Genomic DNA, 14,654 nt, shown 5'->3' on the forward strand with positions numbered 1-14,654 from the left:
CAGTTCGGACTGTACCTAGACTGATCTCATGGTGCAACCAGTTGCTCATGACAAGCTGACGACGCCCCCGGGCAAGTCGGGCTGCCCGATCAATATGACGGTCGAGCTGCTCGGGGACCGGTGGAGTCTGATCGTCCTGCGCGACATCATGTTCAGCGGCGCCACTCACTTCCGCGAATTACTCTCCGGATCCATCGAGGGCATCGCCTCGAACATCCTCGCGGCTCGCCTGTCGAAACTCGTCGACGCGGGCCTGCTCACCCGCGACAACGATCCGAGCCACCGGCAGAAGGTGGAATACCACCTCACCGAAGCGGCGATCCAGCTCGTGCCGGTCATGGCTCAACTCGGCGCTTGGGGCGCACGCTGGCTCGATACGACCCCGGAGCTGACCGTGCGAGCCGAACTCCTGGCCGCCGGCGGCCCCGCACTGTGGGAGCGATTCATGGCCGAACTCCGTGCCATCCACCTACACGGCGCACCGCCCCCGACCGACGGCGTCCTGTCGGAACTGACTGCCGCCTACGAAGCCGCAGTCCGCCGAGAGCAGGAAGCTGCGGGATAACGGCCGCGGAGCTTCAGGGGTGCACCGGCGGCAGGAACTGCGTCACCTGCCAGCCGCGGTGCGCACCATGCCGGTTTGCACGAGAACCGTTCGCTCTCTGCCGTTTTCCAGGTCTCGCAGCTGCATTCGTCAAATCGGCGGTACTGCGACCACGCCGCCGTCGGCCCACATACACCGGAAGTCGGGATTGCCGCTCAGACACCGGGGCGGCGCCGGGTGATCTGTTTCCACTGTTCACCCATGGCTGCCGGGCGTTTGCCGACAGGCTATTGCCACAGCGATCTTGCCGGGGCAGGCTGAGGGGCGTCGGTGGCGTCACCGAGGCGCTGCCCCCGCTCAGAGGAGGTGGATCGAACGTGTTCGCACGCTCTAGCACGATTCAAGCGCAGCTGTCCTCTATTGATGCCGGGATTGCCTACATGCGCGATGAAGTGATGTCCGAATTGGCGGACATGCCCGGTTGGGTGGGCCTGTCGCTCATGGTCGACCGACGCTCCGGCCGGTGCATCGCCACGACCGCGTGGGAAACGGAAGAGGCGATGCGTGACAGTCAGGGTCGGGTTCGCCCGATTCGCGATCGCGCGGTCGAAATGTTCGGGGGTGGCGGCCCGCTGGTCGAGGAATGGGATATCGCCGTTCTGCATCGGGACCACCTCGCACAGGAGGGTGCCTGCGTGCGTGCGATCTGGACCCGAACCACCCCGGATCGGCTCGACTCGGCCATCAACGTCTACCGATCTGCTGCCCTGCCGGGCATGGAAGGGCTGGAAGGCTTCTGCAGTGCCAGTCTCATGGTCAATCGGGCAACCGGGACCACTGTCTCGAGTGCCTCGTTCGACAGCGCCGAGGCCATGGCTCGCAACAGCATGGAGGCCGCGGATCTCCGGGCATCCACGACCCAGCAGGCCGGCGTGGAGGTGACCGACGTCGGTGAGTTCGAACTCGCGCTCGCACACCTGCGCGTCCCCGAGTTGGTGGGTTAACCCGCACCGGGGGGCGCCGGCACTCCGGCGCCGCCCGTCCGAGCGGCCGGGCCGTCGGAGACCCGGCATCCTGCCAATATCCTCGATCGCCGCCGCGCCGAGCACGACTGCTGGAGCCGGAACGGCCCGGAAGTGCTTGTGCGCCTGTGAGAATCGCTGGGGACGGACGTGCTCGGCATCCACCGGCCGTCAGCGAAGCGAGAACGTCATGCGGAACTGGGCTGGTCACGGTGGAAGCGTTCGGCAATATCCGCGACAGCGATGACCTTCCTTGTGTGGCGGATCGTGGGACGCGGCGCGCGTATAGGACCGAGGGTCTTGGGGCTCAGCTGAATCGGGTGTCAGTGCAGGTTGCGGTCGAACAGGTCCAGTAGTTCGCGGTAGTGGCGTTCGTCGGCCTCGGCATCGTGGGCGGAGGTGTCGGCCTGGGTGTAGCCGTGTTGCGCGCCTTCGTAGACCTCGGTGCGGTGGCGGACACCGGCGGCATCGAGTGCCTTGTCGAACTGGGCAATGTGCTCCGGAGTCATGTGGTGATCCTCGCCGGCGTGGGCGAAATACAGCTCCCCCGTGATGTTTCCGACGGTCAGGTGCGGACTTTCCGGACTGTCGGTGACGAGTGGTCCGCCGTGGAATCCGGCCACCGCCGCGACCCGATCGGGGAACATGGCGGCGATGATCACCGCCAGCCGGGCACCCATGCAGTAGCCGGTGAGACCTACCTTGCTCGGGGCGACCTGCGGTGACGCTGCCAGCCAGTCGAGGTAGGCGCCCGCATCGGAACGCATTCGCTCCGGTGTCAGCTCGCGGATCATCGGGAAGACCTGCTGGAAGATCTCCGGCCGCTCCGACGGGTCGATGAAGTCCGGCAGCTCGATCACCGGTGCGCGCCCGTGCCGGTAGAAGGCGTTGGGCAGCAGGACGGTGTAGCCGTGGGCGGCAATACGATCGGCCAGCGCCCGCAGGCTCGGCCGCAGCCCGAACCCGTCCTGGATCACCAGCACTCCCGGATGGGGTGCGCCATCATCGGGATGGACGACGTACGCGTCCGCGACACCGTCCGGTGTCCGAATGTCGACCGACATCCCGTGCACAGCAGTCACGTTGAATCCTCCTGTCGCGTGCCCCTTTCGAACGTACCTCATGCAAGATCGGCCGATTCGACTCGGCGGCGGACAGACGCGAATGACGCGGCGCGCACATCGACAACAAGCACCCGTCCCCCGCCTCGGTACCAACTCACGACGTCGAGCATCCGGTGATACCGCGGGGTACACGTGCCGATCACAGCGCTGGTCGCCGTTCGATCTCGAGGCACGGGAATCGCCGCTCCGAGTCGCGGTGTTGCTTCGTAGAGTGAATGCACCGAATCGCCGAGCACACACGGATGGGGACTCATGACCGACCAACTGACGATCATGGCCGTACATGCCCATCCGGACGACGAAGTCCTCAGCACCGGTGGGGTTTTCGCGCAGTATGCCGCCGAAGGAATCCGGACGGTCCTGGTGACCTGCACCAATGGCGAGCAGGGCGATGCGCCCGGCGGGATCAAGCCGGACCTGCCGGGCCACGATCCGAATGCCGTACGGGCGCAACGACTTTCCGAACTTCAGGAGTCGGCTGCGCTGCTGGACATCCAGCACGTCGAGCTGCTCGGCTACCGCGATTCGGGGATGGACGGCTGGGACGCCAACCACGACCCCGAGGCCTTTTGGAATATTCCGGTCGAGCAGGCGGCCGCACGACTCGCGGACCTCATGCGGCACTACCGCCCCCAGATGGTCGTCACCTATGACGAAAACGGCAACTATGGCCACCCTGACCACATCCAGGCCAACCGTGTCGCAGTGGCGGCGGCAGCGGCAACCGATATCCCGGACAAGCTCTACTACACGGCGCTTCCGCGCGAATCCTCTCGCGAAATGTTCGCGGATCTGCGGGTGAGAGGCCTGATCGACTTCGAACCGCCGGACAACTTCGGCACGCCCATGGATCAGATCACCACCGTCGTGGACGTGGCCCCCTATACCCGGCGCAAGATCAAGGCGCTCGAGGCCCACGCCAGTCAGACCGACAGCGTGCCATTCCTGCAGCTGCCCGCCGAATTACAGCACACGATCTTCGCCACCGAATCCTTCGTCCGCCACTTCAACCGCGTCGCCGTACCCACCCGGGAAACCGACCTCTTCGCCGGCCTCCGATGACCGGCATAGTCCCTGCTCCACACCGTCACGGCGGGTTGTTCCGGCCGTCGTGACCTGGTGGACTCGGCAACATATGCCGACGCTGTGCCCCGTACCCGCCTCACATCATTGCGCCTTTTACGCATCGGCCCACGGCAAGTAGTCTTGATCTTGGGGAACGCACGCCACCGCAGGGCCGGAGGACACCTTCGGTTGTAATGCGGGGCAAGCAATTCGATAGAGATCTTCAAGGCTGCACCCGTAGATTTCGAGGGGATCGAGAGGGTGAAAGGCTATGGCGCTCCGTATATCCGGTCGCGCGATTACCAGCGATGTGACGCCCGAGACCGCGCATCTGGTGTTCGGTTCCGGCGGTGGTACGTGGGTGTTGAGCTGGCTGCCGGGGTGGGATCTGACCCGGGAGCAGGCCATCGACGGGATGGCGCTGGACGAGATCCTGAGCGACCCGTCACCCGCCGACCGGGATTTCGCGTTGGAGATGGCCGCACTGCGGGCCGAATCGCTCGGCCTGCGGCTCGAGGAGGTCGTGGTGCGGCTGTTCGCACGGATCGCCGAACGGGATCGGCAGCAGCAGACGGGAACGGACGGGGCTGACGGTCCGCCGGGGAACACCGCGGGACCGTGCCGCACCCGCCGCCTCGAGACGATCCGCCCCGGTGCAAACTGCACACCATTGGGGGATTTCTCCCTAATCAGCCCCGATGGTGTGTCGTTGAGCAGATGTCGATGATCGATTTTCGGCGGGCATCGGGCAAACTCGGAGGCGCCAACCGCACACGATCTCTTGGGAGTGAATGAATGCGCAAGATCCTGCCTTCCGCCCTGCTGGCCGCCAGCGCCGTGGGCGCCCTGCTGGTGCTGCCCGCCGGCACCGCCAACGCCCTCACCCCGGCCTGCCAGGCCGCCAACGACATCCTCGCCGGCTACGGCTCGCTCGGCCCGAGCCCGCAGCAGAAGCAGGAGGTCGCCGACCGCCTGCACGCCATCGACGCCAGCGGCCAGGAGCGGTGGGCGATCGACAACTACGCAGACGCGCTCGCCAAGGGCGATGTCGCGCTGGTCGGCAACAACGCGGCGATCCTGAACGGCGTCTGCCAGACCGGCCAGTAGTTCTTTCTGCTTCGCAGCACACTTCGGGCCGGGACACGCAGGGTGTCCCGGCCCGAAGTGTGCGGGTCGGCCGGCAACGATGCACTGCCCGTTGAAGGCTCGAATTCTCTTGGCTCCCAATACACCTCCGCGCTACGTTTGAACCTTCGGTCGAAGGGGAGGTCGAACGTGCGGATCGGGTTTTCACAGCGGCGCGGAGCGGTGCGGATGGCGGTCGCGATTCTGTCGGTGTGCCTGGTGTCGACGGCTGCGGCGTGCACCTCGCCCACCCGGGGCGGAGAGCGGGCGCTGGATGCGGATCTGGTGCGCACCATCGACGAGATCGTGGCCACGCATATGGCGGCGGGGCTGATTCCGGGCGCGGAGGTCGCCATCGTCGATCCGGCGAAGGGCACCTATATCCACGCGTACGGTGTCGCCGACACCGCGACGGGCCGCACGGCGCAGGTGCGGGACCATTTCCGGATCGGGAGCATCACCAAGACGTTCACGGCCGCGGCCGTGCTGCGGCTGGCCGACGCGGGGCGGCTGCGGCTCACCGACACCCTCGAGCAGTATGTCCCGGGCGTGCCGAACGGGACGACCATTACCCTCGCCGATCTGCTGGGGATGCGGGGCGGGGTCTGGAAGCTCGACGGCGACACGGATTTCGGCATCCAGGCTTTGGCGCACACGCCGGACAAGGCGTGGAACGACGGTGACACCCTGCGCGCGCTCATCGCGCATCCGGAACGCGCGAAACCGCCGAATCAGCAGACCAGCTACTCGAATTCGGAGTTCTACCTGCTGGGCCTGGTCCTGGAGAAGGTCACCGGCAAACCGGTCGCGGAGGTACTCGACAGCACCGCACAGGATTTCGCACTGCGCGAGACCAGCTATACCCGGGATACAACCGTCCCCGAACCGCACTTGGACGGGTACTCCTTCGACGAGAACACCGCCGTCGACGTCACCGACCGGGTGCCGCCGTCGCTGTACGGCGCGGCCGGATCGATGGTTTCCACGATCTCGGATCTGGCCGCCTACGGCCCCCAGCTCGCGACCGGCACGCTGCTGAAACCCGAAACCTTCCAGGCCCGAACACGATTCACGCAGCTGGACGGCGGGGACATCGGCTACGGCCTCGGCATCGCCCGAATGGGCCAGTGGCTGGGGCACAACGGAGCGGTCCTCGGATTCACCGACCAGCTGGGCTACCTACCGGACAAGCACGCCACCGTGGCGGTCGCGATCGATCAATTTGGTCCCGGTACTTGGCAGCTGTTGCCGGTCGATGCCGCCCTGCTGTGGTTCGACCTCGTCGACGCGCTCTACCCGGGCACGGGACCGGTGCCGGTCGCCGATCCCAAAGCCGTTGAACCACCGGCCCCGACGGCCGCGGAGCTCGACCAGGAACTGAGCGACACCGCGCGGACCGATCCTGCCGCGGGAACGCCCACACTGCGCATCGCCGGGGACAAGAACGGCGACATCAGGAAAGCGTGGGCGAACGACAACTCGATCCAACCGACCCGTTACCAGATCCACGATGTCCACCGCCTGCGTCACGGCCTGCTGGCGGCGACCGGCGTCATGAGTTTCGGTTCGCACGCGTTGCCACTCGAGATTCCGCTCGTTCCCGAAGACGGTGCCTGGCAGATCGTTCCGAGCTGGATCTGCCAGTTCTTCACCGCCGCCGCCGACCGCCCCGCGGCCTGCGATGCATCACCGACCCACTAGAGTTTCGGCTCGTCAGTTGACCAGGCGCGCGTGGTCTCCCCAATACCGTTCGCGCAGGTCGCGTTTCAGGATCTTTCCGGCTCCCGACACCGGCATGGCGTCGACGATCTCGACGCTGCGCGGGGCCTTGTAACCGGCGATGAGCTGCCTGGTGTAATCGCGGATCTCGGCCGGGGTCACGGCGTGGCCGGGCTTGCAGACGATGACCGCGTGGACTCGTTCCCCCCATTCATCATCGGGGACGCCGATGACGGCGACCGCGGCCACGGCCGGGTGCGCGGCGACGGCGTTCTCCACCTCGGCGGAGTAGACGTTCTCACCGCCGGACACGATCATGTCCTTCAACCGGTCGACGATGTGGAGGAAGCCCTCGGCGTCGAGGTAACCGCCGTCGCCGGTGTGCAGCCAGCCCGCGCGGAGCGCGGCGGCGGTCTCGTCGGGCTTGTTCCAGTAGCCGAGCATGACGTGGCCGCCGCGGGTCACCACCTCGCCGACCGCACCCGCCGGCACGTCCTGCCCGTCGCCGTCGACAATGCGGATTTCGCTGTGCGGCACCGCCTTTCCCGCCGAACGCAATCGGCCGGCCCGGTGCTCGCCGGGGCCGAGCAGGGTGATGATGGGCGAGGCCTCGGTCTGGCCGTAGGCCTGGGTGAATCCGGCGCGCGGGAACAGCCGCATGGCCCGCTCCAGCACCGCCTCCGAGATCGGGGACGCGCCGTACATGAGGTGCTCGACGCTGGACAGGTCGAATTCGGCCGCCTGTGGGTGATCGGCCAGCAGCTGGATCATGACCGGCACCAGCACGCTCGAGGTGACCCGGTGCTGCCGAATGGAACTCAGCACGGCCACGGGGTCGAAGGCCGGAACCGTCACGTGGGTGCCGCCGACGATGAGCACACCCAGCCAACCGGCCAGATCCGCCAGGTGGAACATGGGCGCGGCGTGCAGGAACACCGTGTCCTGGGACATCAGGTAGCCGGTGGCGACGCCGCCGAGCGCGGAGGTCATCAGATTCGCGTGGCTGAGCATGACGCCCTTGGGGAATCCGGTGGTGCCGCCGGTATAGAAGATTCCGGCCAGCGCGTCACCGCCGCGGCGGGCGTCGGCGATGGGCTCGGCCGCGGCGATCAGCGTCTCGTAGGACTCCATGCCCTCGGGCGTCGCGCCGTCACCGCAGTGGATCACCGTGGCCAGTCCGTCGTACCGCTCCCGCAGCGCGGGCACCAGGGCCGCGAAGGCGTCGTCCACCAGAAGGACGCGGCTGTCGGAATCGGCGAGGCTGTAGGCGATTTCGGCGGCGCTCCAGCGGATATTGACCGGGTTGAGCACCGCGTCCGCCCAGGGCACCGCGAGCAGGTACTCGTGGTACCGGTCCGAGTTCAGCGACAGCATGGCCACCCGGTCCCCCGGCGCGACCCCCAGCCCGCGCAGGGCCCCGGCGAGCCGGGACACGCGATCCAGCACCTCCCGATTGGTGCGCGTCCGCTCGCCGCAGATGGTCATGACGCCGTCGGGCCGCTGCTGGGCGGCGCGGTGCAGCCCCTGGGTCAGGTACATCGGGTAACCCTTCGTCGAACAACTGTGGTCGGTGTCACGAGTATTCGCGGGCACTGTGACGTGCGCCATGGAGATGGGGTTCAATTCCAGGTCGCCGGATTGTTGATTTCTCCAAGACACCGGTCGTAGGGTCGGGACACCATGAGTTCGAGTCGCGTGAGCGCGAAACAACGGATGATCACCGGAGTCCTGGACCGAGTCCCCGAGGCGTCCGAGCGCGTGGTCGCCCGCGCCCGCGCCGAGATGCCGGTCTACGCCCGCCTGTCCGCGACGACCGTGGTACGCAGCACCGAAACCATCCTGGAGCGGCTGGCCCGGGCACTGCTCGACTCCCGCCCGCTGCTGGCGGACGATCTCGACGCCCTGCGGGATTTCGGCGAAACCCGTGCCCGCCAGGGCGTTTCACTGGCCGATGTGCAGAGCGGCTGGCGCATCGCGGTGCGCGAGATCCTGGCCGAGCTGACCGCGGCCGCCCATGCCGGCAAGGTTCCCGACCGCGTGCTGCTGGAGTCCATCACCGATCTCCTCGACCTCGTCGACCAGGCCTCCATCGCCTTCAGTTCGGCCCATCGCGAGGTCGAGATCGCGCTGGCCCGCCATGACGAGCAGTTCCGCGCCGAGGTCACCCGCGCCCTGCTGCTGGGCACGATCGGCCCCGCGGAGCTGCAGATTCGCGCCCAGCAGCTCGGTCTCGACGCCGACGGTGAGTACCGCGCGTACCGGTCCCGCCCGGATGAGGGACCGACAGTGCCTGCCCTGCAAGGGATCTCGACCGTGCGTGGGTTCGCCACCACGGTGGACGGCGATCTCGCGGGCTTTGTGGAAAACTCCAGCAGGCTCGAGGGGTCCCGCCTGATCGCCTACGGCCCCGCCACGCGCATCGCGGACCTGGACCGCTCCTTCCGCCTGGCCACCCGGGTCCTCGCCACCGCCCAGCTGTTCGACCTCACCGGCCCGCTGGACCTCGATCGCGTCGGACTGCTGCCCGCCATCGCCGCCGACACCGAGCTGGGCGCCGAGCTCGTGCGCCGCTACCTCGACCCGCTCGGTCCCGGCGAGGCCGCCCGCACCCTGATCGACACCGCCGAGTGCTTCCTCGACACCGGCATGCGGGTCGACGCCACCGCCGAGCGACTCATCGTGCACCCCAACACCGTTCGCTACCGCCTGTCCCGTTTCGAGGAACTCGCCGCGACCGATCTGCGCGGCGCGGGCACCGCACTACAGGTCTGGTGGGCGATCCAGCACCGCCGCGCGACCGGTTGAGCCTTACTCAGCGCGGACGACCGTAGGCGGCCTCGGCGAATTCCAGCCAGCGACCAGCGTTCGCGTGCGGCACGCACACCCAGTCCTTCATCGGCCGATGCCGCGACGACGGATCGAACAGCTCGGCACCGGGCAACTCCAACGCCTCCTTGTGCTCGGCGGTCCCTTCGAGCAGGCGGCAGGCCAGAGCATCCAGGAAAAGGCATGCGAACGCCTTGCCGTTGACGTCCTTGTAGGCGGGCTTTCCGAAGACCTTTGCGACTGTCACGCCCCGGTCGGCGAGCCCCGCCGCAACCCGCTCGAAATCGTCCTGTGCACTCATGATCGGAAGTCTGTCACTACCCGGCGGTTTCCACCTGACGGGTTTGCGACCGCACGAATTTTCCGGCCGTGCTTCTGGTCCGGAGCCATGGCAGTCGAACTCGGGACTGGAATCCGGCGGGCGAACGTGGGTATAGTTGGCACACGCAAGTAGTTGCACGTGCTAAGTAAGTGTGAGAAGGAACCGAAAATGGCTCACACCACCCACGATCCTGATACCAGCACCGACCTGTCGGACGCCGGGGCTCTGGGGGATGCCGACGCGCTGGGGGCGCAACTGGTTCGGCTCCTCCGAGCCGTCGGCCGGGCCAAGCATCGGGTGATCAAACACGGTCCCGAAGGACTCGAACAGCTGGCCTACGCCATGCTGTTCACCCTGGTCCACGACGGGCCGCAACGCACCGGGAAACTCGCCGAGCTGCTGCACGCCGAGATCTCCACCATCAGCCGGCAGAGCCGGAACCTGGTGCGCCACGGGCTGGTCGAGCGCGGCGCCGATCCGATCGACGGACGCGCGTGCGTGCTCAAGGCCACCGCCGACGGGGAGCGCGTCTTCGCCGAGAACCGGCGGCTGCGCAATCTCTGGATCGCCGAAATGGTGGCCGACTGGTCCACCGCCGACCGGGCAGCGTTGACCGGTCTGCTGGCGCGGCTCGTGGACGGCATCGAAAAGACCACCGCAACAATCGATTCGAAACAGGGCATCGACACATGACAACAGCGACGACCGACGCGCACGCAGGCGCACCGGCAGGCGCTCCACCCCAACTGTCGCATCGGCAGATCCTCACCATCCTGTCCGGCCTGCTGCTGGGCATGTTCCTGGCCGCGCTGGACCAGAACATCGTCAGCGTGGCGATCGTCAAGATCGCCAACAGCCTGCACGGGTTCGACCAGCAGGCCTGGGCCACCACCGCCTACCTGATCACGGCCACCATCAGCACCCCGCTCTACGGCAAGCTGGCCGACATCTACGGGCGAAAGTCCTTCTACCTCACCGCGATCGGGCTGTTCGTCATCGGCTCCGCGGCCTGCACCTTCGCCACCTCCATGTACGAGCTGGCGGGGTACCGAGCCTTCCAGGGCCTGGGCGCGGGCGGGCTCATGTCGCTGGCCATGACGATCATCGGCGATATCGTTCCACCCCGCGAAAGAGCCCGCTACCAGGGCTATTTCATGATGACCTTCGGTATCGCCACCGTGCTCGGGCCGGTGCTGGGCGGCTGGTTCTCCGGCTTCGACCACCTGTGGGGGATCGAGGGCTGGCGCTGGGTGTTCCTGGTGAACGTGCCGATCGGTGTGCTCGCGCTCGGTGTGGTGGCGCGGGTGCTGAACGTGCCGCACCAGCGGCGTGACCTGCGTGTGGACTGGGGCGGCGCGGTGGCGCTGGCCATCTGCGTGGTGCCGTTGCTCATCGTCGCCGAACAGGGCCGCGGCTGGGGCTGGGGTTCGGGCAGGGCGCTGGTCTGCTACGCCATCGGGCTCGTCGGCCTCGTGTTGTTCCTCGTCGTCGAGCATCTGATGGCGGACGCCGCGCTGATTCCCTTGCGGCTGTTCAAGAATTCCACCTTCACGGTGTGCATCGTGGGCGGTTTCATCGTCGGTATCGCCATGTTCGGCGCGATCTCCATGGTCCCGCTGTACATGCAGGTGGTGCGCGGCTTCTCGCCCACCAAGGCGGGTCTGCTGATGCTGCCGCTGGTGGCGGGCATCATGATCGGATCGCTGGTCTCCGGTCAGGTCACCAAGCGCACCGGGCGGTACAAGATCCTGCCGGTGCTGGGCACGTTCATCATCGCCTGCGGCGGTGCGCTGTACGCGACGGTGCAGTACGACAGCGCGCTGTGGCAGCCGCTGGTCTACGGCGGCATCATCGGTCTCGGCCTGGGTGGCTGCATGCAGACGCTGATCATCGCGGTGCAGAATGCCGGGCCGCGTTCGGATATGGGTGTGTCGACCGCGGCGGCGACCTTCTTCCGTCAGGTCGGCGGCACGCTGGGCGTCGCGGTCTTCCTGACGATCCTGTTCAACCTGTTGCCGCACAAGATCACCGACGCGTTCGGCGGACACCTGCCGCCCGGATTCTCGGCCGACAAGCTCTCCAGCGTGCAGTCCAATACCGCGGGCATCGCGGCGCTGCCGGCGCAGGTGCGCGACCCCATTCTGATCGGGTTCACCAACTCGATGCACGGTGTGTTCTGGGCCGCGGCGGGAGTGGCCCTGGTGGCGTGCATAGTGCTGCTGTTCATGAAGGAGATCCCACTCCAGGAGGCCCCGGCCGCTCCGGCCCCGGCCACCGATCCCCTGGCCGCGCAGTCCGATCCGGCGGTCGCGGCGCAGCAGGCCGAGGCCGAGTGGGCCGAGGACCAGGTGTGGGAGGGTGCGGCCCAGGCGATCTCCCAGCCCGAGCCGGTGCTGGCCGCGGCCGCGGCAGCGCACAGCTCGATTGCCAATGGGCACAGCGTCATCGCGAACGGTCACGCTCTGCTCGCCGGTGAGCAGGCTGCGACGGCCGACGACCCGATGGCGCAGCGGATCGCGACCGCCGCACTCGGCGGGGCGGACGGCTCGTCGATCGGCGGCCGGATCCAGCGGACGGACGGCAGCCCCGTCCCCGCTGCGGCGCTCACCCTGATCGATCAACGCGGGCATCAGGTTTCGCGCGCCACCGGCGGTGACGACGGCCGCTATCGCATCGACTCGCCCGCTACCGGCAGCTATGTGCTCATCGCTTCGGCGAACGGGCACATGCCGACCGCGGTGAACGTGTCGATCAACGGGCGGGCGCCGGAACTGGACCTCACACTGGAGGGTTCGGGCGAACTGTCCGGTACCGTGCGCACCGCGAGCGGCGAACTGCTTGCGGGCGTGACCATTACGGTGACCGATCTGCACGGCGAGGTGGTCGGCGCGGCCATCTCCGGTGACGACGGTGGTTATGTCTGTCACGGCGTCGGATCCGGTACGTACACCCTGGTGGCTGCGGCCGAACGCCTGCGCCCGACAGCCACGGCACTGGTGGTGCCCGCCGGTGGCCTGCTGCGCTACGACCTCGAACTGACCCCGACGGCGGCGCTCACCGGCACGGTCCGGGGCGACGGCCGGGCGGTGGCGAACGCTGAGGTCACCGTGCTGGACGCGGCGGGCACGCCGGTCGGGACCACCCGCACCGACGCGGACGGCCACTACACGCTCACCGATCTGGACGCGGGCGCGTACACCGTCGTCGCCCGCGGCTATCCGCCGGTGACCAGCCGGGTGACCGTGCTCGGCGGCGAGGTCGAGCACTCCGTGGAACTCGGCTACGACCTGGAAAGCACCGAGCCCGAACGGGTTCCGGCAGAACAGGGCGAAACCGAGCTCGACGCAACGAGTTCCGATCCGGCCGCGGAGTTGTCGTGACCGGCCTGACCGCCGAGATCCGCAATCCGGAGGGCTGGCCGGTCGCCGAGGCGGTACTCACCGTCACCGACCTCGACGGCCACCAGCTCGCCCGGGCCACGGCCGATGCGACCGGGGCGGCGGCCACCGCGCCGCTGCCCCCGGGCACGCACACCGCGGTCGTCACCGCACCCGGCCACCAGCCGGTCGCGCTGATCGCCCGCATCTCGGCCACCGGCGCGGGCACTCTCGGCGAAATCCGCCTAGAACGCTCCGCCGACGCGGTCACCACCCCGCCCCCGGGGCCCTGGACCATCGACCCGGCGCACTCCACCGTCCTGGTCACCGCTCGCCACCTCGGTATCGCCGGCATCAAGGCCCGCTTCGCCGAGGTCGGCGGCCGACTCGACATTGCCGAGATCTTCGAGCGCACTACCGGATACGCGGAAATCAAGGCCGCCACCGTCGACACCGGCATCGCCATGCGCGACGACCACCTGCGGTCGGCGGACTTCCTCGATGTCGAGCGTTATCCGCTTATCACCTTCCGTGGCACCGGATTACACCGCACCGGCCCTACCGGCTGGTCGATGCCGGGCGCCCTGACCCTGCACGGCCGCACCCGCCCCACCGAACTCACGGTCACCTACGGGGGCTACGGCCCCGACCCGTGGGGCGGCGTCCGCGCGGCCTTCCACGCCGAAACCCTCTTGCACCGGGAGGATTTCGCGCTCGACTACAACGTCATGGTGCAGGCGGGCATCGCCGCGGTGGGCACCACCGTGCGTATCGAACTGGACATAGAGCTCGTCCAGGGAGACCGGTTACCCGCGATGTAGCGTGGACGCGTTCGATGTGTCTGTCCGGTGAGTATGGGGACATCCCCGGCCCCGGGAAGCCGGAATCCGGGGATGCCACAGTAACCTCGCAGCTCCTTCCAACTATGCGGAGGCGTCAGCCCCGTGGTCTCAGATGCACCAGACCACACTGCCCAGGGGGAAGCAGATAGCAATTGATCCATCAGCGGGGGTAACCGCGGTCGATGTCGAACCAGGCGTCGCGGCCGAAGCTGCCGGAGCTGCGATAGCGCCCAGAGGCAGGGCAATAGCGATTGCGGCCACGAACTTGATCATTTTGCTGGACATATCTGTTCCTCGATGTCGAGTGACTTGTCCAGTGCAGCCGGGCAACTCAGTGATTGCCGCCGAGCCGCTGCGCTGGTGATTGAGCGGCGAAGTCTGCCGAAGCAGACAGTGGTACGACTGCTGTCGCTCGCTTCGCCGCTCTCGGAAGCGGCTCATGACGCCCTTCGTCCGTTCTCGACCCCGACCGGTTGTCATGGTCCTAGATGACGAGCGATAGCCACGATGAAGTTGCCGAACCAGATCCTGTACGGAATGGTCCGGTGCCAGGCACTGTCACGTCCGCGTCGACCTGGCGGCTCCGGTAGCTGTGTCGACCGAAGCAACGTCCTTTTCACAGTTTTGGAGAAAGGACGTCATTCAGGCTAACCGCGATCGGCCAGCATCCGCTAGGGGCCAGAAGTCT

The 14,654-nt window shown here is 67.5% G+C and carries 13 protein-coding genes; 10 read left to right on the forward strand and 3 right to left on the reverse strand.

The genetic code is table 11. The features are described from left to right. The first annotated feature begins 28 nt into the window (after positions 1-28). Both ACFXN1_RS03790 and ACFXN1_RS03795 read left to right on the forward strand, forming a co-directional pair. Positions 29-565: a winged helix-turn-helix transcriptional regulator gene (locus ACFXN1_RS03790; protein WP_379445778.1), complete on the forward strand. Its 537-nt coding sequence runs from the start codon at positions 29-31 to the stop codon at positions 563-565. Positions 566-921: 356 nt separating this feature from the next. Next, the gene (locus tag ACFXN1_RS03795; protein ID WP_379445777.1) at positions 922-1,548 is read left to right on the forward strand and encodes a hypothetical protein; all 627 of its coding nucleotides are present in this window, start codon (positions 922-924) and stop codon (positions 1,546-1,548) included. Positions 1,549-1,889: 341 nt separating this feature from the next. Here the strand turns inward: ACFXN1_RS03795 and ACFXN1_RS03800 are convergent, their stop codons facing one another. After that, the gene (locus ACFXN1_RS03800) at positions 1,890-2,648 is read right to left on the reverse strand and encodes a dienelactone hydrolase family protein (RefSeq protein ID WP_379445776.1); all 759 of its coding nucleotides are present in this window, start codon (positions 2,646-2,648) and stop codon (positions 1,890-1,892) included. A gap of 294 nt (positions 2,649-2,942) precedes the next feature. On the opposite strand from ACFXN1_RS03800, the gene ACFXN1_RS03805 reads away from it, so the two are divergent. The 4 genes from ACFXN1_RS03805 to ACFXN1_RS03820 all read left to right on the forward strand — a co-directional run bounded on the left by ACFXN1_RS03805 (position 2,943) and on the right by ACFXN1_RS03820 (position 6,581). Then, complete coding sequence (locus ACFXN1_RS03805) at positions 2,943-3,752, forward strand: PIG-L family deacetylase (RefSeq protein WP_379463482.1); 810 nt, start codon at positions 2,943-2,945, stop codon at positions 3,750-3,752. Between the two features lie 274 nt (positions 3,753-4,026). Next, positions 4,027-4,482 carry a hypothetical protein gene (locus ACFXN1_RS03810; protein ID WP_379445774.1) on the forward strand — a complete coding sequence of 152 codons (456 nt, stop codon included), beginning with the start codon at positions 4,027-4,029 and terminating at the stop codon, positions 4,480-4,482. A gap of 68 nt (positions 4,483-4,550) precedes the next feature. Continuing rightward, positions 4,551-4,862 carry a hypothetical protein gene (locus ACFXN1_RS03815; protein ID WP_379445772.1) on the forward strand — a complete coding sequence of 104 codons (312 nt, stop codon included), beginning with the start codon at positions 4,551-4,553 and terminating at the stop codon, positions 4,860-4,862. A 207-nt stretch (positions 4,863-5,069) separates the two neighbouring features. Beyond that, positions 5,070-6,581: a serine hydrolase domain-containing protein gene (locus tag ACFXN1_RS03820; RefSeq protein ID WP_379445771.1), complete on the forward strand. Its 1,512-nt coding sequence runs from the start codon at positions 5,070-5,072 to the stop codon at positions 6,579-6,581. Between the two features lie 12 nt (positions 6,582-6,593). Here the strand turns inward: ACFXN1_RS03820 and ACFXN1_RS03825 are convergent, their stop codons facing one another. Further along, positions 6,594-8,138: a long-chain fatty acid--CoA ligase gene (locus ACFXN1_RS03825; protein WP_379445787.1), complete on the reverse strand. Its 1,545-nt coding sequence runs from the start codon at positions 8,136-8,138 to the stop codon at positions 6,594-6,596. A gap of 141 nt (positions 8,139-8,279) precedes the next feature. Here ACFXN1_RS03825 and ACFXN1_RS03830 point away from each other — a divergent pair, with 141 nt between their 5' ends. Further along, positions 8,280-9,404, forward strand: coding sequence for a PucR family transcriptional regulator (locus ACFXN1_RS03830; RefSeq protein WP_379445770.1), 1,125 nt, complete (start codon positions 8,280-8,282; stop codon positions 9,402-9,404). A gap of 7 nt (positions 9,405-9,411) precedes the next feature. Here the strand turns inward: ACFXN1_RS03830 and ACFXN1_RS03835 are convergent, their stop codons facing one another. Then, positions 9,412-9,726, reverse strand: a complete 315-nt coding sequence (locus ACFXN1_RS03835) for a hypothetical protein (protein ID WP_379395529.1) — start codon at positions 9,724-9,726, stop codon at positions 9,412-9,414. 189 nt (positions 9,727-9,915) lie between these two features. Here ACFXN1_RS03835 and ACFXN1_RS03840 point away from each other — a divergent pair, with 189 nt between their 5' ends. The 3 genes from ACFXN1_RS03840 to ACFXN1_RS03850 are packed head-to-tail and all read left to right on the forward strand — an operon-like array spanning position 9,916 to position 13,945. Continuing rightward, positions 9,916-10,440: a MarR family transcriptional regulator gene (locus ACFXN1_RS03840; RefSeq protein WP_364619058.1), complete on the forward strand. Its 525-nt coding sequence runs from the start codon at positions 9,916-9,918 to the stop codon at positions 10,438-10,440. Then, positions 10,437-13,127: an MFS transporter gene (locus ACFXN1_RS03845; protein WP_379463483.1), complete on the forward strand. Its 2,691-nt coding sequence runs from the start codon at positions 10,437-10,439 to the stop codon at positions 13,125-13,127. The genes ACFXN1_RS03840 and ACFXN1_RS03845 overlap by 4 nt, the downstream gene beginning before the upstream one ends. Next, positions 13,124-13,945, forward strand: a complete 822-nt coding sequence (locus ACFXN1_RS03850; protein ID WP_379445595.1) for a YceI family protein — start codon at positions 13,124-13,126, stop codon at positions 13,943-13,945. The genes ACFXN1_RS03845 and ACFXN1_RS03850 overlap by 4 nt, the downstream gene beginning before the upstream one ends. Positions 13,946-14,654: the final 709 nt, after the last annotated feature.

Source organism: Nocardia sp. NPDC059154 (assembly GCF_042755705.1).
Lineage (GTDB): Bacteria > Actinomycetota > Actinomycetes > Mycobacteriales > Mycobacteriaceae > Nocardia.